This is a genomic window from Serratia sp. CMO1 (assembly GCF_015689115.1).
GTDB classification, from domain to species: domain Bacteria; phylum Pseudomonadota; class Gammaproteobacteria; order Enterobacterales; family Enterobacteriaceae; genus Serratia; species Serratia marcescens.
In genome coordinates, this window is record NZ_CP065032.1 from 3,783,747 (window position 1) to 3,809,687 (window position 25,941).

General features: G+C 60.6%; 27 protein-coding genes and 1 pseudogene. 17 read left to right on the plus strand and 11 right to left on the minus strand.

All coding sequences use genetic code 11. The annotated features are described in order from the left end of the window. Nucleotides 1-14: 14 nt before the first annotated feature. The 3 genes from IT763_RS18095 to IT763_RS18105 form a co-directional block, all read right to left on the minus strand. A complete protein-coding gene (locus IT763_RS18095; protein ID WP_016929830.1) occupies nt 15-353 on the minus strand; it encodes a DUF2002 family protein in 339 nt (112 codons plus the stop codon). Nucleotides 354-455: 102 nt separating this feature from the next. Then, the gene (locus IT763_RS18100) at nt 456-1,628 is read right to left on the minus strand and encodes an MFS transporter (RefSeq protein ID WP_016929831.1); all 1,173 of its coding nucleotides are present in this window, start codon (nt 1,626-1,628) and stop codon (nt 456-458) included. A 90-nt stretch (nt 1,629-1,718) separates the two neighbouring features. Continuing rightward, entirely contained in the window at nt 1,719-2,624 is a 906-nt protein-coding gene (locus IT763_RS18105; protein ID WP_049300413.1) for a LysR family transcriptional regulator, read from the minus strand. Nucleotides 2,625-2,729: 105 nt separating this feature from the next. Between IT763_RS18105 and IT763_RS18110 the strand changes: the two genes are divergently transcribed. Together IT763_RS18110 and IT763_RS18115 are read left to right on the plus strand one after the other, a co-directional pair. After that, a complete protein-coding gene (locus IT763_RS18110; protein ID WP_049300414.1) occupies nt 2,730-4,112 on the plus strand; it encodes an MFS transporter in 1,383 nt (460 codons plus the stop codon). Further along, entirely contained in the window at nt 4,109-4,489 is a 381-nt protein-coding gene (locus IT763_RS18115) for a DUF4440 domain-containing protein (protein WP_016929834.1), read from the plus strand. Before IT763_RS18110 ends, IT763_RS18115 begins: the two co-directional genes overlap by 4 nt. A gap of 195 nt (nt 4,490-4,684) precedes the next feature. Here IT763_RS18115 and asr read toward each other — a convergent pair whose 3' ends face one another. Continuing rightward, nucleotides 4,685-5,035, minus strand: coding sequence for an acid resistance repetitive basic protein Asr (gene asr, locus IT763_RS18120; RefSeq protein ID WP_004928953.1), 351 nt, complete (start codon nt 5,033-5,035; stop codon nt 4,685-4,687). A 229-nt stretch (nt 5,036-5,264) separates the two neighbouring features. On the opposite strand from asr, the gene IT763_RS18125 reads away from it, so the two are divergent. The 5 genes and pseudogenes from IT763_RS18125 (at nt 5,265) to nrdF (ending at nt 9,819) form a co-directional block, all read left to right on the plus strand. Next, on the plus strand, nt 5,265-5,573 hold the full coding sequence (locus IT763_RS18125; protein WP_004928950.1) for a YqjD family protein: 309 nt from the start codon (nt 5,265-5,267) through the stop codon (nt 5,571-5,573). 495 nt (nt 5,574-6,068) lie between these two features. Beyond that, nucleotides 6,069-6,299: pseudogene (gene nrdH / locus IT763_RS18130) on the plus strand (glutaredoxin-like protein NrdH). Between the two features lie 9 nt (nt 6,300-6,308). Then, nucleotides 6,309-6,713 (plus strand): class Ib ribonucleoside-diphosphate reductase assembly flavoprotein NrdI, encoded by a 405-nt coding sequence (nrdI, locus tag IT763_RS18135; protein WP_004928930.1) that lies wholly within the window; start codon nt 6,309-6,311, stop codon nt 6,711-6,713. Beyond that, a complete protein-coding gene (gene nrdE / locus IT763_RS18140) occupies nt 6,695-8,839 on the plus strand; it encodes a class 1b ribonucleoside-diphosphate reductase subunit alpha (RefSeq protein WP_072009650.1) in 2,145 nt (714 codons plus the stop codon). Before nrdI ends, nrdE begins: the two co-directional genes overlap by 19 nt. Before the next feature lie 8 nt (nt 8,840-8,847). Then, nucleotides 8,848-9,819 carry a class 1b ribonucleoside-diphosphate reductase subunit beta gene (gene nrdF / locus IT763_RS18145; protein WP_033639549.1) on the plus strand — a complete coding sequence of 324 codons (972 nt, stop codon included), beginning with the start codon at nt 8,848-8,850 and terminating at the stop codon, nt 9,817-9,819. Nucleotides 9,820-9,862: 43 nt separating this feature from the next. On the opposite strand, the gene IT763_RS18150 is transcribed toward nrdF, so the two are convergent. The 4 genes from IT763_RS18150 to IT763_RS18165 all read right to left on the minus strand — a co-directional run bounded on the left by IT763_RS18150 (nt 9,863) and on the right by IT763_RS18165 (nt 11,514). Next, complete coding sequence (locus IT763_RS18150; protein ID WP_028127519.1) at nt 9,863-10,150, minus strand: type II toxin-antitoxin system RelE/ParE family toxin; 288 nt, start codon at nt 10,148-10,150, stop codon at nt 9,863-9,865. Continuing rightward, nucleotides 10,150-10,437, minus strand: coding sequence for a CopG family ribbon-helix-helix protein (locus IT763_RS18155; protein ID WP_016929838.1), 288 nt, complete (start codon nt 10,435-10,437; stop codon nt 10,150-10,152). Before IT763_RS18155 ends, IT763_RS18150 begins: the two co-directional genes overlap by 1 nt. Nucleotides 10,438-10,514: 77 nt before the next feature. Then, nucleotides 10,515-10,709, minus strand: coding sequence for a DUF1289 domain-containing protein (locus tag IT763_RS18160; protein WP_071525980.1), 195 nt, complete (start codon nt 10,707-10,709; stop codon nt 10,515-10,517). A 64-nt stretch (nt 10,710-10,773) separates the two neighbouring features. Next, the gene (locus IT763_RS18165; RefSeq protein ID WP_049300416.1) at nt 10,774-11,514 is read right to left on the minus strand and encodes an SDR family oxidoreductase; all 741 of its coding nucleotides are present in this window, start codon (nt 11,512-11,514) and stop codon (nt 10,774-10,776) included. 102 nt (nt 11,515-11,616) lie between these two features. Between IT763_RS18165 and IT763_RS18170 the strand changes: the two genes are divergently transcribed. Further along, nucleotides 11,617-12,510, plus strand: coding sequence for a LysR family transcriptional regulator (locus tag IT763_RS18170; RefSeq protein ID WP_048795850.1), 894 nt, complete (start codon nt 11,617-11,619; stop codon nt 12,508-12,510). A gap of 12 nt (nt 12,511-12,522) precedes the next feature. Here IT763_RS18170 and IT763_RS18175 read toward each other — a convergent pair whose 3' ends face one another. Further along, nucleotides 12,523-13,467: an MBL fold metallo-hydrolase gene (locus IT763_RS18175; RefSeq protein ID WP_110147328.1), complete on the minus strand. Its 945-nt coding sequence runs from the start codon at nt 13,465-13,467 to the stop codon at nt 12,523-12,525. A 206-nt stretch (nt 13,468-13,673) separates the two neighbouring features. Between IT763_RS18175 and IT763_RS18180 the strand changes: the two genes are divergently transcribed. Further along, a complete protein-coding gene (locus tag IT763_RS18180; RefSeq protein ID WP_206194901.1) occupies nt 13,674-14,645 on the plus strand; it encodes a patatin-like phospholipase family protein in 972 nt (323 codons plus the stop codon). Between the two features lie 98 nt (nt 14,646-14,743). Here the strand turns inward: IT763_RS18180 and IT763_RS18185 are convergent, their stop codons facing one another. Beyond that, nucleotides 14,744-16,099, minus strand: coding sequence for a 2-hydroxycarboxylate transporter family protein (locus IT763_RS18185; protein WP_016929843.1), 1,356 nt, complete (start codon nt 16,097-16,099; stop codon nt 14,744-14,746). 326 nt (nt 16,100-16,425) lie between these two features. On the opposite strand from IT763_RS18185, the gene IT763_RS18190 reads away from it, so the two are divergent. From IT763_RS18190 to proX, 5 genes are all read left to right on the plus strand, one after another. After that, nucleotides 16,426-18,018: a sensor histidine kinase gene (locus IT763_RS18190; protein WP_033639542.1), complete on the plus strand. Its 1,593-nt coding sequence runs from the start codon at nt 16,426-16,428 to the stop codon at nt 18,016-18,018. Nucleotides 18,019-18,051: 33 nt separating this feature from the next. Then, the gene (locus tag IT763_RS18195) at nt 18,052-18,738 is read left to right on the plus strand and encodes a response regulator (RefSeq protein ID WP_016929845.1); all 687 of its coding nucleotides are present in this window, start codon (nt 18,052-18,054) and stop codon (nt 18,736-18,738) included. Between the two features lie 406 nt (nt 18,739-19,144). Beyond that, entirely contained in the window at nt 19,145-20,347 is a 1,203-nt protein-coding gene (gene proV / locus IT763_RS18200; RefSeq protein ID WP_016929846.1) for a glycine betaine/L-proline ABC transporter ATP-binding protein ProV, read from the plus strand. Next, nucleotides 20,340-21,446 carry a glycine betaine/L-proline ABC transporter permease ProW gene (gene proW / locus IT763_RS18205; protein WP_016929847.1) on the plus strand — a complete coding sequence of 369 codons (1,107 nt, stop codon included), beginning with the start codon at nt 20,340-20,342 and terminating at the stop codon, nt 21,444-21,446. Before proV ends, proW begins: the two co-directional genes overlap by 8 nt. Before the next feature lie 69 nt (nt 21,447-21,515). Beyond that, nucleotides 21,516-22,517 (plus strand): glycine betaine/L-proline ABC transporter substrate-binding protein ProX, encoded by a 1,002-nt coding sequence (proX, locus tag IT763_RS18210; RefSeq protein ID WP_206194902.1) that lies wholly within the window; start codon nt 21,516-21,518, stop codon nt 22,515-22,517. Nucleotides 22,518-22,547: 30 nt separating this feature from the next. Here the strand turns inward: proX and IT763_RS18215 are convergent, their stop codons facing one another. Further along, complete coding sequence (locus IT763_RS18215) at nt 22,548-23,426, minus strand: LysR family transcriptional regulator (RefSeq protein ID WP_206194903.1); 879 nt, start codon at nt 23,424-23,426, stop codon at nt 22,548-22,550. 105 nt (nt 23,427-23,531) lie between these two features. Here IT763_RS18215 and IT763_RS18220 point away from each other — a divergent pair, with 105 nt between their 5' ends. The 3 genes from IT763_RS18220 (at nt 23,532) to ygaH (ending at nt 25,936) form a co-directional block, all read left to right on the plus strand. Continuing rightward, entirely contained in the window at nt 23,532-24,731 is a 1,200-nt protein-coding gene (locus tag IT763_RS18220) for an MFS transporter (RefSeq protein ID WP_197759195.1), read from the plus strand. A 121-nt stretch (nt 24,732-24,852) separates the two neighbouring features. Continuing rightward, on the plus strand, nt 24,853-25,599 hold the full coding sequence (locus IT763_RS18225) for an AzlC family ABC transporter permease (RefSeq protein ID WP_016929851.1): 747 nt from the start codon (nt 24,853-24,855) through the stop codon (nt 25,597-25,599). Beyond that, nucleotides 25,589-25,936, plus strand: coding sequence for an L-valine transporter subunit YgaH (gene ygaH / locus IT763_RS18230; protein WP_197817798.1), 348 nt, complete (start codon nt 25,589-25,591; stop codon nt 25,934-25,936). Before IT763_RS18225 ends, ygaH begins: the two co-directional genes overlap by 11 nt. Nucleotides 25,937-25,941: the final 5 nt, after the last annotated feature.

Genomic DNA, 25,941 nt, shown 5'->3' on the forward strand with positions numbered 1-25,941 from the left:
GGGCGGGGGACCGATTACAGGAACATGCTGTAGAGGTAGCGCGACAGCGCTTCGCGCGAGCTGAAGCCGTGTGCGATGCCGTAGCGCTGGTTCGGGGCGTCGCTGCTTAAATCCAGGGGAAACTCCAGATACTGCTCGCTGGTGCGCACCGGGGAGGTCGGCGTGGCGAAATGCACGCTTCTCTCTTTCAGCGCCGGGTGGATCACCAACGCGGTTCTGCCCATCCGCGCTTCGCGATTCACATACACATAATGCGTACCCTTGCGGTAGCCATAGGCCTGATCGGTGACATAATCACGCTCAAAGCCGGTATTCTCCAACACTTTAGCCACTTCATCCGGCCGTAAATACATCGATTCCTCCTCTCATTCTGGACCGCTGAGCGACCTTACCGTAATCATTCACCGAAACAATGATTTTCTGGGGAGGAATCCGGGTTTCGGACTATTCCTGAATCAGGCCCGGCGGCGCTGCAGCAGGCGCAGGGTCAGCAGCACCCCGAGCGCCACCAGCAGCGCCGCCGCCAGATAAATCGACGGCACGCCCGCTTGTCCAATAAGCAGCCCGGCCAGCGGGCCGGTGATGCCCAACGCCAGGTCGAGGAACGCCGAATAGGTGCCGAGCGCCGTGCCCTGATTCTGCGGCGGCACCTGTTTCACCGCCTCAACGCCCAGCGCCGGGAACACCAGCGAAAAACCGGCGCCGGCCAGCAACGCGCCGGTTTGCACCATCCAGGGTTCGCCGGCCAGCCAGATCAACAGCAGCCCGACGATCTCGACCAGAAACGACGCCAGCGTCACCTTCAACCCGCCGTGGCGGTTAATGACGTTGCTGAAGATCAGGCGGATGCCGACGAAGGCGCAGCTGAACAGCGTCAGCGAAAACGCCGCGCCGCTCCAGCCTTTGTCGGCGTAGTAAAGGGTGATGAACGTGGCGATCACGCCGAAGCCGACGGTGCCCATCGCCAGCCCGAGACCATAGGCCCAGATGCGGCCGAACACCGCGCGGAAGGCGATGCGCTGCCCAGCCGCGATCGAGACGTCCGGCTTGCCGCTCGCCAACAGCAGCGCCACCGCGACCGCCAGCACAATCAGCGCCGCCACCCCGGCCAATCCCCACTGCTGGTTCAGATACACGCCGAGCGGCGCGCCGGCCGCCATCGCGCCGTAGGTGGCGACGCCGTTCCAGGAGATCACCCGCGCAGTGTGCATCGCCCCAACCCGGCCGATGCCCCACAGCGTGGAACCGGTGCTGGCGAAGCTTTCGCCGACGCCGAGAAACACCCGCCCCACGCACAGCAACAGCAGGCTGAGCCACGGGTAACCGTCAACGCCGAACGCCAGCGCGTAAAACAGGCCGCTGGCGCCGCAGCACGCCAGGCCGAACAGCACCACCTTCTTCGGCCCCAGCTGATCGGCGTAACGCCCGGCGTGCGGGCGGCTGAACAGCGTGGCGAAGTATTGCGCGCTGATGATAAGGCCCGCCAACACCGAGTTGTAGCCCAGGTGGTCATGCACAAATCCCGGCAACACCGCCAGCGGCAGGCCGATGGTCAGGTAGCAGACGAAGGTGAACATCACCACGGACAAAATACGTCGGTTCAGTTGGAAGTTATTTTCTGCGGTCATCGAAGGTGGCTCGCATCGGACGAGGTAGACGAAGCGTTCCAGCATACCCCGATGAGATTTGATGATAAATGAGAGAGTTATAACGAATTATTATTTCGCTAACGATTTTGCCGCCACCCGCGCGCGCAGAAAATCGATAAACGCCCGCACCTTCTCCGGCACGTGACGGGTATTCGGGTAGAGCGCATAGATGCTCTGCTCGGGGAAACGGTGATCCGGCAGCAACCGCTGCAACCTGCCGGCATCGATGTCGGGCTGCGCCAGCCACGCCGGCAGCAGCGCCACCCCGGCGCCATGCAGGGCGAACGCCAGCAATGCCGCGGCGCTGTCGCCGGTAAGCGTGGCGGCGTCCGCGACCTTGAACAGCACCGCTTCGCGCTGCGGCGTGACCACCTGCCAACTGAGCGGCGAACTGAGCCGGCTGTGGGCGATCCACTGCGCCTGCGCCAGATCAGTCAGCGAATGAATCGGCCGCTCGGCCAGATAATCCGGCGACGCCACCGGAAAAATGGCGAAGCTGTCAATTAGCGCCGCGCGGTGGCTGGAATCCGCCAGCTGGCCCAAGCGGATCGCCACGTCGAAGCGCTCCGAAATCAGATCGGCATGATAGGAAGAAGACACATGCTGGATACGCAGGCGCGGATGCTGGCGCGAAAATGCCGCCAGCGCCGGCGCCACCACCTGCGCGCCGTACTCCGGCGTGCTGGTGATGCGCAGCACGCCGCTCAGCCCGTGATGATCGCGTCGCACGTCGTCCAGCACGTTTTCCGCCTCCTGCAACAATTGCTGGCTGCGCTGATAGAAGCGTTCGCCGGCATCGGTCAGCGACAATCGGCGGGTGCTGCGCGCCAGCAGTGACACCCCCAGTTCGTTCTCCAGCTGCTTGACGTTAAAGCTCACCACCGCCTTGGTTTGCCCCAGCGCCGCCGCCGCTGCGGTAAAGCTGCCCGCCTCCACCACCGCCGCGAAGATCGCCAGGCGCTGCAAATTCAGCATTTCACCGCCCTTATTGTCAAAAATATTTTGACAGTGTAATCGCCCGCCGCCGATTTATCCGCACTTTTCCCCCCGATACACTGCTCGCCTTCAACCGGAGGCACCATGTCTTATCGCAGCAAAGTGGCAATCGTCTATCTGCTCGGCTTTTTCGTCGATCTGATCAATATGTTTATCGCCAATGTCGCCTACCCCGCCATCGGCCAGGCGATGGGGGCATCGGTCAGCCAGCTGGCGTGGGTCAGCAACGGCTATATTCTCGGCCTGACGCTGGTGATCCCGCTCAGCGCCTGGCTGGCGCAGCGCATCGGCGGGCGGCGGGTGTTTCTGCTCTCGCTGGCGCTGTTCATGCTGGCCACCCTCGGCGCGGGCAACGCCGAGAGCGTCGGGGCGCTGATCGGCTGGCGCACCCTGCAGGGCATGGGCGGCGGCTTGCTGATCCCCATCGGCCAGACGCTGACCTATCAGCTGTATCGCAGCCATGAACGCGCCGGGCTGTCTGCGGCCATCATGTTAGTCGGGCTGCTGGCGCCGGCGCTGTCACCGGCGCTGGGCGGCTGGCTCGTCGATCGGTTGGACTGGCGCTGGGTGTTTTTCGCCAACCTGCCGCTGGCGGCCCTGGCCCTGGCGCTGGCGGCGCTGTGGCTGCGCGCGGAAGCGCCGACGGCGGCGCGCAAACCGCTGGACGCGACAGGATTACTGAGCGCCTGCGCGGCGCTGACGCTGCTGCTGCTCGGCCTGACCCGGCTGAGCGAAGCCGGCCATCAGGTTTCCGGTGCGGCGCTGCTGGCTGCCGGCCTGCTGGTGCTGGCCTCTTATCTGCGCCATAGCCTGCGAACCCCGCAGCCGCTGCTGAACCTGCGGCTGGTCGCCGATCCGCTGCTGCGCAACGCCATGGCGGTTTATTTGTGTATTCCCGGCCTGTTCATCGGCGTCAGCCTGGTGGCGATGCTGTATCTGCAAAACCAGCTGGGCATGCCCGCCGCACAGGTTGGCGGCCTGATGCTGCCCTGGGCGCTGGCGTCGTTCCTGGCCATCACGCTGACCGGCAAAACCTTTAACCGCCTCGGCCCGCGGCCGCTGCTGATCGTCGGCTGTCTGTTGCAAGGCGTCGGCATGCTGACGCTGGCGCAGATCGATCAGGCCGGGCAGCACGCGTTGCAGATCGCCGCCTTTGCCCTGATGGGGTTCGGCGGCAGCCTGTGCAGTAGCACCGCGCAGAGCAGCGCGTTCCTGCAGATCCCCAACGCTCAGCTGGCGGACGCCAGCGCGCTGTGGAATATCAACCGCCAACTCAGTTTTTGCCTCGGCGTGGCGCTGCTCAGCCTGCTGCTGAATCTGCTGCTGGCCGTGTTGCCGCCCGCGACGGCTTACCGCACCTGCTTCATTCTGGCGGGTGCCAGCGTACTCATCCCGCTGCTGCTGTGCCTGCGCCTCGCCAACCGCGCCATCGTGCGCCAACTCAACGCTCAACAGGATGCTTTATGAACCCGTATTTTACCGAAGTGATCGACGCCCACATCGCCATTGAACGCTGGCTGGGCAAAGGGACCGGAGAAGAGCAGGCGCTGCTGGCGCGCTTTACGCCGGATTTCAGCATGATCGCGCTGAACGGCGCTCCGCTGGATTTCACCGCGCTGTGCGCTTTTTTCCACGCGCATCGCGCCGCCAAACCGGGTTTGGAAATCGAGATAGAAGAGATGAAGCTGGTGGCCGAATGGCCGACGGGCGCGGTAGTCAGCTACCGGGAAAAACAGAGTCTGCCGGGACAAAGCGCTACGCTGCGCTACTCCACGGTGGTATTTGAACGTCAGCCCAACGCGCTCGGCTGGCGGCATTTGCACGAAACCGCCGCGGCGCAATGATCACCGGAAGCTGCCGGCCAAAAACAGTTCCCAACCGACGATCACCCCGCACAGGGTTACCGCGCTGAAAATAACTTCAAACAGATAGCGATTGATCATCGTGCGTCGCCTCAAAAGAAGACACCCGGAAGAACCGGGTGTCTGGAGTACGGACTGGAGCGTGCGGAACCTTCCGGTTCCGCAAACATCACTTAATTAAGCTTTTTTACCGGCTTTTTTGTGGTGTTTTTTAGCGGCCTGAGCTTTCTGCACTGGCGCTTTTTTGTGGTGTTTTTTAGCAGCCTGGGCTTTCTGAGCTGGCGCTTTTTTGTGGTGCTTTTTAGCGGCCTGAGCTTTCTGGGCTGGCGCTTTTTTGTGGTGCTTGGCTTTCTTGTGGTGCGTTGCTTTAGCTGGCGCTTTTTCAGCAGCAGCCGCTGGCGCAGCGGTGGTGGTGGTCGCAGCTGGTGCGGTGGTGGTAGCCGGAGCAGTAGCTGCGGTATCAGCAGCGAAAGCAACAGAAGACAGACCCATAGTGGCAGCAACGATCAGCGCTAATACTTTTTTCATCTTTAAATCCTCAGAGTGTTGTTTCGGTAAGCTCCGGTGGAGCCGTTGAAACAGATACTAGTGGAATCAAACCGCCGCTTCCGTGAGTGATTGGTTTCGCCGAGTAACCAAATGTACAAAGCCCAGGCGCCGGCAAACACCTGCGTGACGGCGGTTTTTTTCCGTGATCGGCCACGCAAATCTCGGCATGGTCTACACTTGAAAGACATGTGTCGAAATGGAGAGCTGAATGTTTAAGAAAGCGGAAAGAACAGAACGCGATATCGATCAGGACGTCACTCTGTTGGCCGATACGCTGGATGAAGTGTTGCGCGAGTCCGGTGACAAGACCAAAGAGGAACTGAAAGAGCTGCACAGCAAGGCGAAAGGCGTGCTGCGCGACGCCCGGGCGCGGTTCAATGGCTCCACCAGTCTGACACAGCATGCGCGCGACGCGGTCGATCAAGCCGACAGCTATGTGCGTGACAAACCTTGGCAGGGCGTAGGGATCGGTGCCGCCGTCGGCATCGTGCTCGGCGTGCTGCTGGCCCGGCGTTAACACCCCTGCAGTCATAAAGATAAAACAGATGTGCGTCTGGCCCGCGGAAATCGCGGGCCGTTTAATTTGTGCGAAACAGCTGCGCCAGCCCCTGTACCGCCCGCTCCGCCTCCTCTCGCCGGCTGAAATTGGCGCCCCCCGACAGTAACCCCCGCCCCGCCGGATGGTCGATGCGCTAATCAGAGAGCGCCTTCAATCGTCTGGCCGTCAGCATGCGTCAGAATGCGCTCGACTCCCCCTCTTCACTGAGAGAGGAGAATTTCTCACCCGAAAAAATTTTTCCCTCGCCTTTTCCAGCCCCGACGCGGCCTACGTACCCAACCCCACAAAACACCATATATAGCGTGGTTGATAAATTAAATATCTACATATAGTATTTTATCTATCAGCCGCAGGGACCGTTGTTCGGTTGATAACGCCGTCAGAAACGCCAGGAACGATGCTCCGTTATCTGACTTGTCCGCCTTTCCTTCAGCCTAAAGGTAAATGCGAATCATGAGCATTATTATTTAAAGTAAGCCGGACTGTGTCCAGTGCAACGCCACCTATCGCGCATTTGATAAACAGGGGATTGATTATCAGGTGATCGACCTCACCCAGGATCAGCAGGCGCTGAACCACGTTAAATCCTTAGGTTATCAGCAAGTTCCGGTGATTATCGCCGGTGACGATCACTGGTCCGGTTTCCGGCCGGACAAAATCGGCGCGCTGGCGCTCACCTGCTGAGGCTCGGCGATGAATCCGCTGGTCTATTTCTCCAGCAGTTCGGAGAACACCCACCGATTCGTTGAGAAACTGGGCCTGCCGGCGATCCGCATTCCGATCGCCGGCGCCCGCAGCAAATTGCTGATGGAACAACCCTATATCTTGATCGTACCCAGCTATGGCGGCGGCAGCGCCGTCGGCGCGGTGCCGATCCAGGTGATCCGCTTTCTCAACGTTCCGCAAAACCGTTCATACCTGCGCGGCGTCATCGCCGCCGGGAACACCAACTTCGGCGCAGCGTACGGCATCGCCGGCGACATCATCGCCAAAAAATGCCAGGTGCCTTTTTTGTACCGCTTCGAGCTGCTCGGCACTACGCAAGACGTTGAAAACGTTAGACAGGGAGTAACCGCATTTTGGCAACGACAGAATTGACCAGGCCCGAGACGGGCGCGCTGGATTACCATTCGCTCAACGCGATGCTCAATCTTTACGATGCGGAAGGCCGGATCCAGTTCGATAAAGATCGGCTGGCGGCGCGGCACTACTTCCTGCAGCACGTCAACCAAAACACCGTGTTCTTCCATAACCTGGAGGAAAAGCTGCGCTATCTGGTGGAAGAAGGCTACTACGAGCCGCAGGTGCTGGCGCAGTACGAATTCCCGTTTATCAAGCAGCTGTTCCAACAGGCCTACGCCAAGAAATTCCGCTTCGAGACCTTCCTCGGCGCCTTCAAGTACTACACCAGCTATACGCTCAAAACCTTCGACGGCAAGCGCTATCTGGAACGCTACGAAGACCGGGTGTGCATGGTGGCGCTGACGCTGGCGGCGGGCGACACCGCCCTGGCGCAGGATCTGGTGGAAGAGATGATTTCCGGCCGCTTCCAGCCGGCCACGCCGACCTTCCTCAACTGCGGCAAACGCCAGCGCGGTGAGCTGGTCTCCTGCTTCCTGCTGCGCATCGAAGACAATATGGAATCGATCGGCCGGGCGGTGAACTCCGCGCTGCAGCTGTCGAAACGCGGCGGCGGCGTGGCTTTCATGCTGAGCAATATTCGCGAGGTGGGCGCGCCGATCAAGCGCATCGAGAACCAGTCCTCCGGCGTCATTCCGATCATGAAAATGCTCGAAGACGCCTTCTCCTACGCCAACCAGCTCGGCGCGCGCCAAGGGGCCGGCGCGGTGTATCTCAACGCCCACCACCCGGATATCCTGCGTTTTCTCGATACCAAGCGGGAAAACGCCGACGAGAAGATCCGCATCAAAACGCTGTCGCTGGGGGTGGTGATCCCGGATATCACCTTCGAGCTGGCGAAGAACAACGAAGAAATGTACCTGTTCTCGCCCTACGACGTCGAACGGGTGTATGGCGTGCCGTTTTCGGAGATTGCCGTCAGCGAGAAGTACCGCGAGATGGTGGACGACAAGCGCATCCGCAAGTCGCGCATCAACGCGCGCGAGTTCTTCCAGGTGCTGGCGGAGATCCAGTTCGAATCCGGCTACCCCTACGTGATGTTCGAGGACACGGTCAACCGGGAGAACCCGATCGCCGGGCGCATCAACATGAGCAACCTGTGTTCGGAGATCCTGCAGGTCAACCGCGCCAGCACCTATCACGAGGATCTGAGCTACGATCGCATCGGCAAGGATATCTCCTGCAACCTCGGCTCGCTGAACATCGCCAAAACCATGGACGCGCCGGACTTCGGCAAGGCGATCGAGACCGCGATCCGCGCGCTGACCGCGGTGGCCGACATGAGCGATATCCGCTCGGTGCCGTCGATCGCCGAAGGCAACCGCAGCGCCCGCGCCATCGGTCTGGGCCAGATGAACCTGCACGGTTACCTGGCGCGCGAGCGCATCTTCTACGGCTCGGAAGAAGGCATCGACTTCACCAATCTCTATTTCTATACCGTGGCCTATCACGCCATCCGCGCCTCTAACCGGCTGGCGATCGAGCGCGGCGGCGCCTTTGATGGCTTTGAGCACTCTCGCTATGCCAGCGGCGAGTACTTCGACAAGTACACCGAGCGCGACTGGCTGCCGCAGACCGAGCGGGTGCGCGAGCTGTTCGCCGCCGCCGGCATCGCCATTCCGGGCCGCGACGACTGGCGCGCGCTGCGTCAGTCGGTGATGATGCACGGGCTGTACAATCAGAATCTGCAGGCGGTGCCGCCGACCGGCTCCATCTCGTACATCAACAACGCCACCTCCAGCATCCATCCGATCGTCTCGCGCATCGAGATCCGCAAGGAAGGCAAGATCGGCCGCGTTTACTACCCGGCGCCGTACATGACCAACGACAACCTGGCGTATTACCAGGATGCCTACGAGATTGGCCCGGAAAAAATCATCGATACCTATGCCGCCGCGACGCAACACGTCGATCAGGGGCTGTCGCTGACGTTGTTCTTCCGCGATACCGCCACCACCCGCGACATCAACCGCGCGCAGATCTACGCCTGGCGCAAAGGCATCAAGACCATTTACTACATCCGCCTGCGCCAGATGGCGCTGGAAGGCACCGAGGTGCAGGGCTGCGTGTCCTGCGCGCTGTGAGGCAACTTATGACGACCGTAACATCGGCGCCGCTGGTGCGCGCCATCAACTGGAACATCATCGAAGACGACAAGGATCTGGAGGTATGGAACCGCCTGACCTCCAACTTCTGGCTGCCGGAAAAGGTGCCGCTGTCCAACGATATCCCCTCCTGGGCCACGCTGACGCCGAAGGAGCAGCAGCTGACCATTCGGGTATTTACCGGGCTGACGCTGTTGGACACCATCCAGAACACCGTCGGCGCGCCGGCCCTGATCGCCGATGCGCTGACGCCGCACGAAGAGGCGGTGTACTCCAACATCAGCTTTATGGAGGCAGTGCACGCCCGCTCTTACAGCTCAATCTTCTCCACCCTGTGCCAAACGCCGGACGTGGACGACGCCTATCGCTGGAGCGAGGAAAACCGCGCGCTGCAGAAGAAAGCCGGCATCATTCTGGCGCACTACCGCAGCGACGATCCGCTGCTGAAAAAGGTCGCCAGCGTGTTCCTAGAGTCGTTCCTGTTCTATTCGGGCTTTTATCTGCCGATGTACTGGTCCAGCCGCGCCAAGCTGACCAACACCGCCGATCTGATCCGCCTGATCATTCGCGACGAGGCGGTGCACGGCTACTATATCGGCTATAAGTTCCAGAAAGGGCTGGAGAAAGTGGACGCCGCGCGGCGCCAGCAGGTGAAAAACTTTGCCTTCGACCTGATGCAGGACCTGTACGACAACGAGGTGCGTTACACCGAGGAGCTGTACGACGGCGTCGGCTGGACGGAAGACGTGAAGACCTTCCTTCACTACAACGCCAACAAGGCGCTGATGAACCTGGGGTATGAAGCGCTGTTCCCGCCGGCGATGGCGGAGGTCAACCCGGCGATCCTGTCGGCGCTGTCGCCGAACGCCGACGAAAACCACGACTTCTTCTCCGGTTCAGGTTCGTCTTACGTCATCGGCAAGGCGGTCAACACCGAGGATGAGGACTGGGATTTCTGAGGACATGACAGCGATGCCGGTCTTTCAGGCCGGTATCGTGCATTCAATACCCTTGTTCTTTCTGACTGCGGATCGCCAGAACAAACGCCGTATCGATATCAGGAATGTATTTGTAGAGCGCCAAATAACCGCGAGCTTGCTGCCCAATAATCAATTCACGCAGCCCTGCGCCAAGGGACCGTCCGATCAATGGATTATGTTCCAATACCGCAATTGCATGGATGATTTCCTGAATGCGCCGCCCTGAATCCGCAGCGCCATACTGAGCCAAATGAGCGAGAACACGTTCGATATCATCCCTGACCTCTGGCGCCAACTCGACATTTGCCATCAGCGTCCCAGTTTTTTAACAGGAGGTTTGACAGCGGCAGTATCACCCGCTGCGTAATTTTCCAAATAACCGCGCATCTCTTTCCAAGAGACCGTCTCTCCCGTCGCAATTATCTTGGCATAGCGTTTTTCCGCTTCATTCTCAAAGTCACGGCGCAACTCTTCTTGCTGCGTTTTCTCCGCTATTGCCTGCAAAATAAAGCTGTGAGACGTGACGCCTACCTGCTCGGCGACGACAGCGACTCGGGCTTTAAGCTCATCTGGAATACGAATGGTCGTCGTCGACATAATCGCTCCTAACGTCGGTCAATCACATGTAGCTCAATTGTGCTACATGAAGTCTGACAGCGCAATAATGCAGAGGATTATTTCACCGATTGACGCAGCTCAAGCCGCCGCCAAATAGCGCGTTTCTCCGCGTCGCTGGCGGTCGGCCAGGCGGCGATCTCCGCCCGCGTGCGCCGGCATCCGCGGCACTGCTGGGTTTCGTCGTCGATCCGGCACAGGCTTACGCAGGGCGATCTGACGCCAGGATGGGATTGCTGAGTGTGGCCCGCCATACGTTGCCCTTGATGTGATATGTTCCGCCACAGGATACCCGATCCTGCGGCGGCGCGTCGCCAATCAGATGATGCCGCCGTTGGCGCGCAGGGTTTGGCCATTGATCCAGCCGCCGTCTGCCCCGGCGAGGAAAGCCACCGCCGCGGCGATATCGTCCGGCGTGCCCAGACGTTCCAACGGCGCCATCTTCGCCAGCCGCTCGATAAGCTCCGGGGTTTTGCCGTCGAGGAACAAGCCGGTGGCGGTCGGCCCCGGCGCGACGGCGTTCACCGTGATATTGCGGCCGCGCAGCTCTTTCGCCAGCACGCTGGTCAGCGCTTCGATCGCCGCCTTGCTGGCGGCATACATGCCGTACCCCGGCTGCAGCAACCCCACCACGCTGGAGGAGAAGTTGATGATGCGGCCGTTGTCACGCAGGCGCTTCGCCGCCTCGCGCATCGCATTGAAGCTGCCTTTCAGGTTGATGTCGAGCAGGCGATCCGCATCTTCATCACGCATGTCCGCCACCGGCGCCAGCGCGATCACCCCGGCGTTATTGACCAGCACGTCGACGCCGCCAAACGCCCGTTCGGCGCTGTCGAACAGTTGGGCGACCGCAGCCGCATCGCTGACGTCGGCCTTGACACTCAAGGCGCGGCCGCCGCGCTGTTCTATCTTGCCCACCAGCTCATCGGCCGGCGCCGGATTGCCTGAATAGTTGATGATGACGGTAAAGCCATCGGCGGCCAGACGCTTGGCGATGGCCGCGCCGATGCCGCGGGATGCGCCGGTGACGATGGCGACGCGTTGAGTCGCGTGATTCATGGATATCTCCTCATCGGGTTAATGTACAGTCATCATGCACCTTTCGGCATGGCGAATAATCCCCTATTCTTCGTTATCACTATCCGAAATAAACGAACAATTATGGACAGAATCGACGCCATGCGCCTGTTCACCCGCGTGGTAGAACAACGCAGCTTCACCCAGGCGGCGCAGGATCTGAACCTGCCGCGATCCACCGTGACCGACGCCATCAAACAGCTCGAAGCCCGGCTGCAGGTCAGGCTGCTGCAACGCACCACCCGCCACGTCAGCCCGACGCTGGACGGCGAAGCCTACTATCAGCGTTGTCTGAGCATTCTGGCGGACATCGAAGAAGCGGAGATGGCGTTCGCCGGCGCCAAACCGCGCGGATTGCTGCGCATCGACGTGCACGGCACGCTGGCGCGCCATTTTCTGTTGCCCGATTTGCCGGATTTTTTGGCGCAATACCCGGATATCGAGCTTTATATGAGCGAAGGCGATCGGCTGGTGGACGCGCTGCGGGAAGGCATCGACTGCGTGGTGCGCGTCGGCAAACTGCGGGACAGCGACATGGTGGCGCGCCGCCTGGGCGAGCTGGAAGAGGTGACCTGCGCCGCCCCGGCCTACCTGCAGCGCTTCGGCACGCCGCAAAGCCTGGACGATCTGCGCCATCACCGCATGGTGGGCTTTCGCTCTTCGGCGACCGGCGCGCTGATGCCGCTGGCGTTCACGGTGGCGGGACAAGCGCAACCCGTCACGCTGCCGGCGACGGTGTCGGTCACCGCGGCGGAGAGCCTGGTCGCCGCCGCCCGCGCCGGACTGGGCATCATTCAGGTGCCGCGCTATCACCTGCGCGGCGATCTGGCCGACGGCAGCCTGTTGCCGCTGCTGCCGGATTGGCCTTCTCCTCCGATGCCGGTCTCGCTGCTTTATCCGCGCAACCGCCAGCTGTCGCCGCGGGTGCGCGTGTTTCTCGACTGGTTCAGCCGGGTGTTCGCCGAGCGGAACCGATAACGAGAGCGGGCGTTACAGCGCGCCGTAGTTCAACGGCACCCAGGTGTAACCGTCGCCCTGGCGGTTCAGATACCCCAACCCCGGGAACGACAGGTGTGCGCCGCCGACCAGTTCGCTCTGCCGCGCGCTGTCGCCAAATATCCGCAGCCGCTGAGCGACAGCCGCCTTGGCGTCGCTGTCAAAGCTGATAGCCACCTTCGGATGCGGCAACTGCACCGCCGCCACGTGGATCAGATCCCCCAACAGCAACAGCTTCTTGCCCTGGCTGGTCACCTGATACACGCTGTGCCCCGGCGTATGGCCGTGGGCGGCGAAGGCGGCAATGCCCGGCGACAGTTCACCGTCGCCGCTGAACGGCTTAAAGTGGCCCATCGCCTGGTATGGCTTGATCGCCGCCTGGGCCCGTTCGAAGTTGCTTTTACTGCCTGCGCTGGCCTGTTTCAGTTGGTCCGCGCTCAGCCAGAATTCCGCGTCCTGGCTGGCGGCGCGCACCACCGCATTGGGGAATACCGCCTTGCCGTCGTGCGTCAGGCCGCCGAGGTGGTCCGGGTGCATGTGGGTCAGGTAGATCTCATCCACCTGCTCCGGCTGGTAGCCCGCCGCGCGCAGGTTATCCACCAGCTTGCCCAGGCCGTCGCCCAGCAGTTGGCCGGCGCCGCTGTCGATCATCACCAGCTTGTCGCCGGTATTGATCAGATAGGCATTGACCGAGGTGACCACCGGCAGGCTTTGATGCCGCTCGGCCAACCCGGCGGCGATCTGCTGCGGCGTGGTGTTCAGCAACAGTTTGTCCGCCGGCAGGCGAATGATGCCGTCGGATAACGCGGTCACTTCAAAACTGCCCAGCATGATGCGGTAAAATCCCGGCGTCGGGGTTTTGGCCTGCGGCGCGGCGGCCCCGGCCTGTAATGACATAACGGCCAGCGCCGCGCCCAGCAGACAACGTTTCCAGAACATGATGACTCCTTGCGAGAATTGAACAGCGCTAAGTATTGACGCAAAAAGCCCGATGCGCCTGTTTAATAAATGCCTTTGATAAATATATAAACAATATATTTATTATGAATAATTTTGTTTGCCGACTCACACAACCCCAATCAATATTTTCCGGTTCGCGACTTGGTTATTTTTCTTACTCCCTAAATCAAGAGTGAGGAAATATCATGAACTATCAATTCGAAAATCTGGTCTTTGAAGGCGGCGGCGTAAAAGGCATCGCCTATGGCGGCGCGCTGGAATTGCTGGAAGCCAAAGGCATCATACCGCAGATCAAGCAAACCTCCGGCGCCTCGGCGGGCGCCATCGCCGCGCTGCTGGTCGGCCTGGGCTGCAGCTCGGCGGACGTAACCAAAATTCTGTCGGCGATGGATTTTAAAAAATTCCTCGATTATAACGGCGGCTTTTTCGGTACGCTCCAGGACGCCTATCGCCTGTTCAATCAATACGGCATCGCGCCCGGCGATTATTTCTATCAATGGTCACGCGATATTATCAAGCAATATACCGGCAACCCGGATATCACCTTCGAGCAGTTCGAAGCGATGAAGGCGGCGAAAGGGTTCAAGTCGATTTACTTTATCGGCGCCAACCTCAACAGCGGCCAACGCGAAGTTTATTCGTACCGCACTACGCCGCGCATGAAAGTGGCGGACGGCCTGCGCATTTCGATGTCGTTCCCGTTCGCCTTCGTGGCGAAGAACAATACCCTGGGCGACCTGTGCATTGATGGCGGCATGATCGACAACTACCCGGTGCGGCTATTCGACTATGACTTCTCCGCCACGCCGCCTTACATCGACGTCTCCAGCCAGCGCATCAACACCCGCACCCTGGGCCTTCGCCTGGACTCCGCCGGTGAAATCGCCCAGGCCGCCGGTCAGGCCGGCTCGCGCACGCCGGTCAACAACCTGTTTGATTTCACCCTGGCGGTGGCCAACGTGATGCTGGACATCCAAACCAAGGTGCATCTGGACAGCGACGACTGGAAGCGCACCGTGTATGTCGACACGCTCGACGTCGGCACGCTGGAGTTCGGCATCAGCGAGGAGAAAAAACGCGCGCTGATCGAATCCGGCCGCCGCGGCGTAGAGCGCTACTTCGCCTGGTACGACGCCGCCATGAAACAGGCGGCATAACCGGCGTTCCCCTTGCCCGCGCGTCTGGCCGGCGCGCGGGCAAAAAAAATCCCCGCGGGGGCGGGGAAAGGCAAAGTAACGCTAAGGATTTATAGGAGTTATACGAAGAACTTGGCCAACACCAGCAGCGACAGCGAGACGTTGATAGCGCCCCCGATACGCGTAGCGATCTGGGCGAACGGCATCAACGACATGCGGTTGCCGGCGGTGAGGATCGCGACGTCGCCGGTGCCGCCCTGCCCGCTCTGGCAACAGGAGACAATCGCCACGTCGATAGGGTGCATGCCGATTTTCTTGCCGACGAAGAAACCGGTCGCCACCAGCGCGCTGACGGTCGTGACGATCACGATCAGATTCTGGACGGTGAACGCATCCACCAGCTCCTGCCACGGCGTGATGGCCACCCCGACCGCGAACAGGATCGGATAAGTCACGGCGGTGCGGAAGAATTTGTACACCACCTGCGAGCCTTCCTGAATGCGCGGCGATACCCCGTGCGCCAGCTTCACCGCCACGGCGGCGAACAGCATGCCCACCGGCGCCGGCAGGCCAATCAGGCGATGCAGCAGCATGCCCACCATATACAGCAGAATAGCCAGCAACGCGCCGCAGGCGATGGTGCTGACGTCCACCTTGCCGCTGATTTTTTCCACCGCGTTCATGCCGCTGTCGCCCTGCTTGCTCGGCATCAGGCTGCCTTCGCCGGTCAGGTGCGGATAACGCTTGCCCAGTTGGTTGAGCAGGCCGGCGATGACGATGGCGGTCAGGCTGCCGAGCATCACGATCGGCAGAATGCGCCCCAACGCCACGCCCTGCTCCATGTGCAGGATCGCCGCGTAGCCCATCGACAGCGGGATCGCCCCTTCACCCACGCCGCCGGCCATGATCGGCAGGATCAGGAAGAAGAAGATCTGGAACGGCTCCAGGCCCAGCGCCATGCCGACGCCCATCCCCACCAGCATGCCGACGATCTCGCCGCACAGCATCGGAATGAAGATGCGCAGGAAGCCCTGGATCAGCACCTGGCGGTTCATGCTCATGATGCTGCCGACGATGATGCAGCAAATGTAGAGATAAAGAATGTTGGTCGATTTGTAGAACTTGGTGGTCGACTCCACCACCACGTCCGGCAACAGGCCATAGTGCACCAGCGCGGAAGGAATGAAGGTGGCGCAGATCGCCGCCGCGCCCATTTTGCCGATCAACGGCAGCCGTTTGCCGAATTCGCCGCAGGCGAAACCGAAGAACGCCAGGGTGGCCACCATCACCACGATATCGCTCGGCAATTTGCCTTCCAGGCAGTCGAGCAGAATCAATACGCCGGCCAGAATAAAGAACGGTAACGGAATAATCCCTACTTTATAATTGTCCAGTATCCGCCACCATTTCTCACGCAGAGGAATATCGGCGGTCTTGTCTTTGGCTACGAGGTAAGAATCATCTGTTGTGCTCATAATCTGGCCTCTTATTAGTTTGTTCAGCCATCATAGAGAAGCGCACGGATTATCTGCTGTGATTATGTTCAAAGTTAAAAAGGGTTTTTAATGGTGGTTATGGTTTCTATGGGGTTAATTAAGATTATGTAAAAACCGACGTGGTTTTAATGGTGTTAATACCGTTTTTATTTTAAAGCTTATCAATTTTATCGCAGGCGAACAATTCTCGTCCGGTTCACTCTAATCCCGTGTGAGGGATCACAAGTTGATCGGGCGCAATATTACAGACCCCGCTTCTCGTGATAGGGTAAGGCTTCAGGATCTCTTTACGGTGAAGCTCCGCCATGCGCCTCAAACTCTCATTTCAAATCAAACTGTTTCTGTGCCTGGTGGCCTTCTCCTGCCTGCTGCTGACCTGTATCGGCGCCTACACCTATTACCAGCTGGATGCGCAACTGCACCGCGATCTCGGCGCCCGCGCCCAGGTGCAGGCGCGGGAAATCGCCCTTATCCCTTCGCTGGTGGACGCGGTGGAAAAACACGACGCCGCCAGAATTGCCGCGCTGATGAAAAAAATCCGCGCCAGCAGCGACGCCAGTTATATCGTCATCGGCGATAATCATGCCCGCCATCTTTATCATTCCGAATACGAAGGCCGCTTGGGCACGCCGATGATCGGCGGCGATAATAAAGAGGTGCTGGAAGGGAAAAGCATTATTTCCATTCGCAAGGGCGGCATTGGCGTTTCATTGCGCAGCAAGGCGCCGATCCTGGATGAAAATAATCACGTGATCGGCATCGTTTCCGTCGGCTATTTGAAATCGCACATCGATAATTTAAATGCCAGGACGTTGACGCAAATTATCGGCTCCATCGTTCTGCTGCTGATCGCCCTGTTCGTTTTTTCCTGGCTGCTGTCGAAAAACCTCAAGCGCCAGATGTTCTGGCTGGAACCGAAAGAGATCGCGCTGCTGGTGCGCCAGCAAAAAGCGCTGCTGGAAGCCATTTATGAGGGCGTGATCGCCATCGATCCGCAATTGCGGATCATCACCATCAACCATGCGGCGCGCGAGCTATTGGATCTGCACCAGCCCGCCGCCAGCTTGCTGGGCCGGCCGATCGGCGACGTGATCCAGGCGCAGCCGGATTTCTTCGCCGCCGCGCAACTGGGCCAGGATACGCACGACGAGGTGTGCCGCTTCAACCACGTGCGGGTGATCGCCAGCCGGGTGCGCATCATGCAGGAGCAGGAGCTGCAAGGCTGGGTGATCAGCTTCCGCGACAAGAACGATATCAATACCCTGAGCAGCCAGCTCAGCCAGGTGAAACGCTATGCCGACAATCTGCGCATCATGCGCCACGAGCAGCTGAACTGGACCGCCACGCTGGCCGGGCTGCTGCATATGCAGCGCTACGACGAGGCCATCCGCTATGTGGAAGCCCAGTCGGAGGGCGCGCAGGAGATCCTCGATTTCATCTCGCAGCGCTTCAGTTCGGCGGCGCTGTGCGGCCTGCTGCTGGGCAAATATTCCAGCGCCAGAGAAAAAGGCATCGAGCTGCGCTTCGATCCGGCCTGCCAGCTGCGGCAGATCCCGGCGGCGCTGAATGAGACCGAACTGATGTCGATCGTCGGCAATCTGCTGGATAATGCGGTGGAAGCGACGCTGCACTGCCCGGCGCCGCACGACGCGATCGAACTCTATATCAGCGACGGCAGCGACGAGCTGGTGATCGAGGTGGCGGATCGCGGCACCGGCATCGCCGAGGAGATTCGTGATACGCTGTTTGAACAGGGCGTCACCACCAAAGCGGATAAAAGCGACCACGGCATCGGCCTGCATCTGGTCGCCAGCCATGTGGCGCAGGCGCACGGCAGCATAGAAGTGTCGGACAACGAGCCGCACGGCGCGATATTCTCTATATTTATCCCTAAATAAAACCCATAACCCGATTTTTTTGAGCACCCGATTATGTCACACCAAACACTGGACGTTCTGATCGTGGAAGATGAGCCGCAACTGGCGACGCTGCACGCAGAGTTCATCGAGAAAAATTTCAACCTGCGGGTGGTGGCCTACGCCGCCACGCTGGCCGAAGCGCGGGCCAAAGCCAACGCGCATCAGCCGCGGCTGATCCTGCTGGATAACTTTCTGCCGGACGGCCAGGGCATCGAGCTGATGGAAGAACCGGCGGTAAAGAACCCCGCCTGTTCGGTGATCTTCATCACCGCCGCCAGCGACATGCATACCTGCAGCCAGGCGATCCGCAACGGCGCTTTCGATTACATCATCAAGCCGGTGTCCTATAAGCGACTGCGCAATTCGCTCGAACGCTTCATGCAGTTCGTGCAGACCCAGCGCACCTTCAAGATCATCGATCAGGACAACGTCGATGCGCTGTACAACCTGCAGTCGAAGCAGTTCTCCAGCGAGCCGAGCGCCAAAGGCATCGAAACCAATACCCTCGAGCTGGTGCAGGCGCTGTTTATCGCCCAGCCGGCGGTGGCGCATGCGGTGGAAGACGTGGTTGAGCAAGTCGGCATCAGCAAGACCACCGCCCGCCGTTATCTGGAGTATTGCGTCGCCACCCAGTTCGTGCGGGTGGAGATGCTGTACGGCAATATCGGCCATCCGCGGCGGCTGTACCGCAAGGCCTGAGGCTGCCATCTGGCTGTCATACTAAGGCGATAACATGACGCTCGACGATATCCCCCTCGATATCGGCACCTGTCGTTAAAACTGATGAAATACTGATGACTTTTGCCCGGCCTCTGGTCGGGTTTTTTATTATCCGAACGGCAGGCGCGGCGCCCAAATATCTCTCTGCGCCACACCGTATTATTTTCCCAAAAACCAAACCATTATGCCGAATAATGGCCGTCAATTTTGAGTCACGGGCCAAATTACCATAACTAATTAAAACCTTGATGTAAACCACTAATATCCCATTTAAATGACATTGAGGGTTGTCTCAGATATTCACTGTGTTAGGGTAAAAAGCTCTTTTATTTTGCTAAGGACAGCCCATAACGCGTTAATTAAACCAGAGGAAACAGCAAATTGCATGGCAATTAAACTCGAAGTAAAGAACCTGTATAAGATATTTGGCGAGCACCCGGAGCGCGCATTCAAACTGCTGGATAAAGGTCTGACAAAAGATCGGCTGTTTGAAAAAACCGGCTTATCGCTCGGCGTAAAAGACGCCACTCTGGCCATTGAAGAAGGCGAGATATTTGTCATCATGGGGCTCTCCGGTTCCGGCAAGTCCACCCTGGTACGCCTTCTCAATCGTCTGATAGAACCCACCCGCGGTCAGGTGCTGATCGACGGTGAGGACATCGCCAAAATATCCGACACCGCGCTGCGCACCGTGCGGCGAAATAAGATCAGCATGGTATTTCAGTCATTCGCGCTAATGCCGCACATGAATGTTCTGAATAATACCGCCTTTGGCATGGAATTAGCCGGAATACCGCTGCAGGAACGCCAGGAAAAAGCGCTGGATGCCCTGCGTCAGGTCGGGCTGGAGAATTATGCGCTGTCTTATCCGGATGAATTATCCGGCGGTATGCGCCAGCGCGTAGGATTAGCCCGCGCCATGGCCAATAACCCGGATATATTATTGATGGACGAAGCCTTCTCGGCGCTCGATCCGTTAATTCGCACCGAAATGCAGGATGAGCTGGTGAAATTACAAGCCCAGCATCAACGCACCATCGTGTTTATCTCCCACGATCTGGACGAGGCGATGCGCATCGGCGATCGCATCGCCATCATGCAGGGCGGTGAGGTGATCCAGGTCGGCACGCCGGACGAGATCCTGAACAACCCGGCCAACGACTATGTGCGCACCTTCTTCCGCGGCGTGGACATCAGTCATGTGTTCAGCGCCAAGGATATCGCCCAACGGCGCCCGGTGACGCTGATCCGCAAAACCCCCGGTTTTGGCCCTCGCTCGGCGCTGCAGCTGCTGCGCGATGAGGACCGTGATTATGGTTATGTTGTTGAACGCGGGAAGAAATTTATCGGCGTGGTGTCGATAGAGTCGCTGAAAAAAGCGCTGTCCGCCAATCAAACGCTGGACGATGCCCTGCTCGAGGCCCCCGCCGCCGTGCCGGCCGACACACCGCTCAGCGATCTGATTTCCCTGGTCGCCCAGGCGCCGTGCGCGGTGCCGGTGGTGAGCGAAGAACATAACTATCTCGGCATCATCTCCAAGGCCATGCTGCTGCAGGCGTTGGACAAGGAGGGCTCAACCAATGAGTGATACCACGCAAACCCAAGATCCCTGGGCTACCGCAGCGGCCGATACCGGCTCCGCACCTGCCAGCGATGCCGCCGCCAACGCCGGCGACGCCTGGTCCAGCGCGCCGCCGCCGGCCGCTCATGACGCCGCCGGGCAAAGCGCCGATTGGCTCAGCGGCGCCCCGGCGCAGCCGGAGCACTTCAGCCTGCTCGATCCGTTCCACAAAGCCTGGGTGCCGTTCGACACCTGGGTCACGCAAGGCATCGACTGGCTGGTGCTGCACTTCCGCCCGCTGTTCCAGGGCATCCGCGTGCCGGTGGACATGATCCTGAGCGGCTTCCAGCAATTGTTGCTGGGCATGCCGGCGCCGATCGCCATTCTGGTGTTCTCGCTGCTCGCCTGGCAGGTCTCAGGCCTCGGCATGGGCGCCGCGACGCTGCTCTCCCTGATCGCCATCGGCGCCATTGGCGCCTGGTCACAGGCGATGGTCACGCTGGCGCTGGTGCTGACCGCGCTGTTCTTCTGCATCCTTATCGGCCTGCCGCTCGGCATCTGGCTGGCGCGCAGCAAGCACGCCGCCAAGGTGATTAGACCGCTGCTCGACGCGATGCAAACCACCCCGGCCTTCGTCTACCTGGTGCCGATCGTCATGCTGTTCGGCATCGGCAACGTGCCGGGCGTGGTGGTCACCATCATCTTCGCGCTGCCGCCGATCGTGCGTCTGACCATTCTGGGCATCAAACAGGTGCCGGAGGATCTGATCGAGGCCGCCGAATCCTTCGGCGCCAGCCCGCGCCAGCTGCTGTTCAAGGTGCAGTTGCCGCTGGCGATGCCGACCATCATGGCCGGCGTGAATCAGACGCTGATGCTGGCGCTGTCGATGGTGGTCATCGCCTCGATGATCGCCGTCGGCGGTTTGGGCCAGATGGTGCTGCGCGGCATCGGTCGGCTGGACATGGGCCTGGCCGCCGTCGGCGGGGTCGGCATCGTGATCCTGGCGATCATTCTCGATCGCCTCACCCAATCGCTGGGGCGCGATCGCCGCAGTAAAGGCATCGGCCGCTGGTATCGCCGCGGCCCTATCGGGCTGCTGACTCGCCCGTTCATCAAGCAAGCCTGACGCTTTTCCCGCCGGCGGCTGCGGCCCCGGCGGGCTATGACACCACCACATCGAAAGAGGGGAAACACTATGCGCACCACGGGCATCTGGGCTCTCGCCCTGACGACGCTGATTGGCTCACAGAGCGTGAGCGCGGCAGATTTACCCGGCAAGGGGATCGCGGTACAGCCGGTGCAAAGCACCATATCCGAAGAGACGTTCCAGACGCTGCTGGTCAGCAAAGCGCTGGAAAAATTGGGTTATGACGTGAAAGAACCGCGTGAAGTGGATTACAACGTCGCCTACACCTCGATCGCCTCCGGCGATGCGACCTTTATCGCGGTCAACTGGGATCCGCTGCACGCCGATCAGTACAAGGCCGCCGGCGGCGACGCCAAGTTCTACCGCGAAGGCGTCTACGTCAACGGCGCCGCGCAGGGCTACCTGATCGACAAGAAAACCGCCGAGCAATACCACATCACCAACGTCGAGCAGCTCAAGGATCCCAAGATCGCCAAGCTGTTCGACACCAACGGCGACGGCAAGGCCGATCTGACCGGCTGCACCCCGGGCTGGGGCTGCGAAGCGGTGATCAACCACCACATCAAGGCCTACGGCCTGAGCAACACCGTCGAACACAACCAGGGCAACTACGCGGCGATGATCGCCGACACCATTACCCGCTACAAAGAGGGCAAACCGGTGCTGTATTACACCTGGACGCCGTACTGGGTCAGCGATGTGATGGTGCCGGGCCGCGACGTGGTCTGGCTGCAGGTGCCGTTCTCCTCGCTGCCGGGCGAGCAGAAGAACGTCGACACCAAGCTGCCTAACGGCGCCAACTACGGCTTCCCGGTCAACACCATGCGCATCGCCGCCAACAAACAGTGGGCCGAAGCCAATCCGGCGGCCGCCAAGCTGTTCGCCATCATGAAGCTGCCGATCGCCGACATCAACGCGCAAAACCTGCGCATGCATGAAGGCCAGGCTTCGGAAGCCGATATCCAGAACCACGTTAACGGCTGGATCAAGGCGCACCAGGCGACCTTCTACGGCTGGGTGAAAACCGCCGCCGCAGCGGCGAAGTCGTAACCGTTCAGGGGCGCCGCCTTTGCTGCGCCCCTACCCCGCCATATCGATGCCGCTGAACTGTAAAAAACGTGCGGCGGCGTTCGACAAGGGCTGCGGCCAGATGCAATACACCTGGCGCCGCGGCCCGTCTTCAATCGGAATCGACACCAGCGCGCTTAAGCGTTGCGCGGTCGAGACAGGTACGATGCCCGCCGCCAATCCGCGCCGCACCAAATTCTCCAGCCATTCGATATGATCTATCTCAAAACTGACGTGTCGGCGGATGCCCGCCGCCAGGAAGGCGCGATCGGTTTGGCGCCGCGCGCCGGTGCCGCTGTAGAAATCCACCAGCGGTACTTCCGCCAGCGCTTGCAGGTTTACCCGCTCGCGGTTGGCCAGCGGGTGCTGCGGCGCCACCAGCGCCACCAGTGGCTCATCGGTCAACTGCCGGTGCGACATCGGCAGTAAATCGACATCGCCGGGCCAAATGCCGACGAACGCCATATCGCACTTCTGCTGACGCACATCCTCCAGCAGGGCTTCGCTCATGCCAACGTACAGGCGGATGTTCACCGCCGGATAGTGGCGATGAAACTTGTCGAGCTTTTCGGTCAGATCAATCGCGTTTATGGTTGAAATCGTGCCGATGGTCAGGGTGCCGGACACCGCATCGCCGGCGGCGGTCACCTCCTCCACCAGCGCCTGCTGCGCCGCCAACAGTCGCTGCGCCGACGGAATGAAAGCCTGGCCGGCGGGGGTCAACCGCACCCGGCGCGAGGTGCGTTCAAACAGCGTACAGCCCAGCTCTTCTTCCAGTTTGGCGATCTGGTGGCTGAGCGCCGACTGCACCGTATGGCAGCGCTGCGCCGTCCGGGTGAAACTCTGTTCTTCCGCCACCGCCAGCGCGTAGCGGATCTGTTTCAGGTTCATGGCATCTATCTTGAAATGAGATAAATCAAATGAAAATTATACATTGGTTTCCGCAGACGCGTTGCCGGATACTGCGCGCTATCTTCTTCCCGTGATGAAAAAATCATGAACCCACAAAACGCCCATCCGGGCCTCAGCCCGGCGCTGACCGTGCTGATTGCCATCGCCACCGGCCTGGCGGTCGCCAGCAACTACTACGCGCAACCGCTGCTGGAAACCATCGCCACCAGTTTCAACCTGTCGGTCAACCAGGCCGGCTTTATCGTCACCGCCGCGCAACTCGGTTACGCCACCGGCCTGCTGCTGCTGGTGCCGCTCGGCGACATGTTCGAACGCCGCAGCCTGATCGTCTTCATGACGCTGCTGGCCGCCGGCGGCATGCTGATCACCGCCACCTCCGCCACGCTGCCGATGATGATCCTCGGCACCGCGCTCACCGGGCTGTTCTCGGTAGTGGCGCAGATTCTGGTGCCCCTGGCCGCCACGCTGGCCCACCCGGAAAAGCGCGGCAAGACCGTCGGCATCATCATGAGCGGCCTGCTGCTCGGCATCCTGCTGGCGCGAACCGTCGCGGGCGCACTGGCGTCGTTCGGCGGCTGGCGCACCATCTACTGGGTCGCCAGCGTGCTGATGCTCCTGATGGCGCTGATCCTGTGGCGCGCGCTGCCGCGCTATAAGCAACACTCCGGGCTGAACTACCCGCAGCTGCTGGCCTCGATCTTCAGCCTGTTCTGCCGCACGCCGCTGCTGCGCACCCGCGCCATCCTCGGCGCCCTGTCGTTCGCCAACTTCAGCGTGCTCTGGACCTCAATGGCCTTTCTGCTCGCCGCGCCGCCGTTCAACTATTCCGAGGGAGTGATCGGGCTGTTCGGCCTGGTGGGCGCCGCCGGGGCGCTGGCCGCTTCGCGCGCCGGGCATCTGGCGGACAAAGGCAAGGCCGGGCTGACCACCACCGTCGGCCTGGTGTTGCTGCTGCTGTCCTGGATCCCTATCGCGTTCGCCAAACAATCGCTGTGGGCGCTGATCGCCGGCATCCTGATCCTCGATCTGGCGGTGCAGGCGGTGCACGTCACCAACCAGAGCGTGATGTACCGCATCATGCCGGACGCGCGCAACCGCCTGACCGCCGGCTACATGACCAGCTACTTTATCGGCGGCGCTCTCGGTTCACTGCTCTCCGCCTCGGCCTATCAACATGCCGGTTGGTACGGCGTGGCCGCCGCCGGCGGGGTGTTATGCCTGCTCAACCTGCTGACCTGGTGGCTCGGCAAGCACCACGATCCGCAGGGGCCCGCGCCAATCTGATTATCGTGCAAATAGTCACTAAAGAAATTTATTAGCGGTACAGGGTATAAACATTACTTACTCTCTGGTAATGTTCTGGGCATAAACTATTGAAGTCCTATCTACCCTGCGATCCACAACCATGCAAAGCCAAGCTGCAGACAGCCTCAATCCGCCCGCCGTCAGCGCCACCTTCGCCAACGGCGTCGTCGACAGTTTGCCGATCGTCATCGGGTATGTCCCGGTGGCGTTCGCCTTCGGCCTCAGCGCCGTCAAACTGGGTTTTTCCCCGCTGGAAAGCATTTTCTTCTCCTGCATCATCTACGCCGGCGCCAGCCAGTTCGTGATCACCGCCCTGCTGAGCGCCGGGATGTCGCTGTGGGTCTCCGCATTGACGGTGATGGCGATGGACGTGCGCCACCTGCTGTACGGCCCGGCGCTGCGTCATCGTATCGTTTCGCGCATGTCGCCCGGTAAAACGGCGATGTGGGCCTTTGGTCTGACCGATGAGGTCTTCGCCGCCGCCACCGCCAGGCTGATGCGCAATAACCGCAGCTGGAGCGAAAACTGGATGCTGGGCATCGCGCTCTGTTCCTGGCTCTCCTGGGTGGCCGGCACCGCGCTCGGCGCGCTGTTCGGCAACGGCCCGTTGGAGCAGTTCCCGGTGATCGAGGCCTCGCTGGCCTTCATGCTGCCGGCGCTGTTTCTCAGCTTCCTGTTGGCCGCCTTCCGGCGTCCGCAGAGCCTGACCATCGCTGCCTCATTGGCCGGCGCGCTGCTCGGCGTGGTGCTGTTCTCCATCCCGGTCGCCATTTTGGCCGGCATCGGCGCCGGTTGCGTCGCCGCTCTGTTCCAACCTGCCCCTGCGGAGGCCAGCCATGAACACTGATGTGCTGGTGATCGGCCTGGTGGTGGGCTGCGCCAATTACCTGTTCCGTTATCTGCCGCTGCGGCTGGCGCCGGCGCGCGCCCAGCCCGGCCTCAAACGCGGTAAAGCCGCCCTGCTGCTCGACAGCATCGGCATCGCCTCGATCTGCGCCCTGCTGGTGGTCTCCAGCACGCCGGTGGTGATGCGCGAGCCGGACAAACTGCTGCCGACGTTGGTGGGGTTCGCCGCGCTGGCGCTGTGCTTCTACCGCAGCAAAAGCATCATTCTGTCGACGCTGCTCGGCGCAACGGCCTTTGGCATCACATTAAAGCTGTTAATGATTTTCGGCGCGGGCTGACGCCG

Excerpts from the sequence above, each read along its gene's own strand:
- IT763_RS18095 (WP_016929830.1), bottom strand. The coding sequence starts at position 353 with ATGTATTTACGGCCGGATGAAGTGGCTAAAGTGTTGGAGAATACCGGC.
- IT763_RS18100 (WP_016929831.1), bottom strand. The coding sequence starts at position 1,628 with ATGACCGCAGAAAATAACTTCCAACTGAACCGACGTATTTTGTCCGTG.
- IT763_RS18105 (WP_049300413.1), bottom strand. The coding sequence starts at position 2,624 with ATGCTGAATTTGCAGCGCCTGGCGATCTTCGCGGCGGTGGTGGAGGCG.
- IT763_RS18110 (WP_049300414.1), top strand. The coding sequence starts at position 2,730 with ATGTCTTATCGCAGCAAAGTGGCAATCGTCTATCTGCTCGGCTTTTTC.
- IT763_RS18115 (WP_016929834.1), top strand. The coding sequence starts at position 4,109 with ATGAACCCGTATTTTACCGAAGTGATCGACGCCCACATCGCCATTGAA.
- asr (WP_004928953.1), bottom strand. The coding sequence starts at position 5,035 with ATGAAAAAAGTATTAGCGCTGATCGTTGCTGCCACTATGGGTCTGTCT.
- IT763_RS18125 (WP_004928950.1), top strand. The coding sequence starts at position 5,265 with ATGTTTAAGAAAGCGGAAAGAACAGAACGCGATATCGATCAGGACGTC.
- nrdI (WP_004928930.1), top strand. The coding sequence starts at position 6,309 with ATGAATCCGCTGGTCTATTTCTCCAGCAGTTCGGAGAACACCCACCGA.
- nrdF (WP_033639549.1), top strand. The coding sequence starts at position 8,848 with ATGACGACCGTAACATCGGCGCCGCTGGTGCGCGCCATCAACTGGAAC.
- IT763_RS18150 (WP_028127519.1), bottom strand. The coding sequence starts at position 10,150 with ATGGCAAATGTCGAGTTGGCGCCAGAGGTCAGGGATGATATCGAACGT.
- IT763_RS18155 (WP_016929838.1), bottom strand. The coding sequence starts at position 10,437 with ATGTCGACGACGACCATTCGTATTCCAGATGAGCTTAAAGCCCGAGTC.
- IT763_RS18160 (WP_071525980.1), bottom strand. The coding sequence starts at position 10,709 with ATGGCGGGCCACACTCAGCAATCCCATCCTGGCGTCAGATCGCCCTGC.
- IT763_RS18165 (WP_049300416.1), bottom strand. The coding sequence starts at position 11,514 with ATGAATCACGCGACTCAACGCGTCGCCATCGTCACCGGCGCATCCCGC.
- IT763_RS18170 (WP_048795850.1), top strand. The coding sequence starts at position 11,617 with ATGGACAGAATCGACGCCATGCGCCTGTTCACCCGCGTGGTAGAACAA.
- IT763_RS18175 (WP_110147328.1), bottom strand. The coding sequence starts at position 13,467 with ATGTTCTGGAAACGTTGTCTGCTGGGCGCGGCGCTGGCCGTTATGTCA.
- IT763_RS18180 (WP_206194901.1), top strand. The coding sequence starts at position 13,674 with ATGAACTATCAATTCGAAAATCTGGTCTTTGAAGGCGGCGGCGTAAAA.
- IT763_RS18185 (WP_016929843.1), bottom strand. The coding sequence starts at position 16,099 with ATGAGCACAACAGATGATTCTTACCTCGTAGCCAAAGACAAGACCGCC.
- IT763_RS18190 (WP_033639542.1), top strand. The coding sequence starts at position 16,426 with ATGCGCCTCAAACTCTCATTTCAAATCAAACTGTTTCTGTGCCTGGTG.
- IT763_RS18195 (WP_016929845.1), top strand. The coding sequence starts at position 18,052 with ATGTCACACCAAACACTGGACGTTCTGATCGTGGAAGATGAGCCGCAA.
- proV (WP_016929846.1), top strand. The coding sequence starts at position 19,145 with ATGGCAATTAAACTCGAAGTAAAGAACCTGTATAAGATATTTGGCGAG.
- proW (WP_016929847.1), top strand. The coding sequence starts at position 20,340 with ATGAGTGATACCACGCAAACCCAAGATCCCTGGGCTACCGCAGCGGCC.
- proX (WP_206194902.1), top strand. The coding sequence starts at position 21,516 with ATGCGCACCACGGGCATCTGGGCTCTCGCCCTGACGACGCTGATTGGC.
- IT763_RS18215 (WP_206194903.1), bottom strand. The coding sequence starts at position 23,426 with ATGAACCTGAAACAGATCCGCTACGCGCTGGCGGTGGCGGAAGAACAG.
- IT763_RS18220 (WP_197759195.1), top strand. The coding sequence starts at position 23,532 with ATGAACCCACAAAACGCCCATCCGGGCCTCAGCCCGGCGCTGACCGTG.
- IT763_RS18225 (WP_016929851.1), top strand. The coding sequence starts at position 24,853 with ATGCAAAGCCAAGCTGCAGACAGCCTCAATCCGCCCGCCGTCAGCGCC.
- ygaH (WP_197817798.1), top strand. The coding sequence starts at position 25,589 with ATGAACACTGATGTGCTGGTGATCGGCCTGGTGGTGGGCTGCGCCAAT.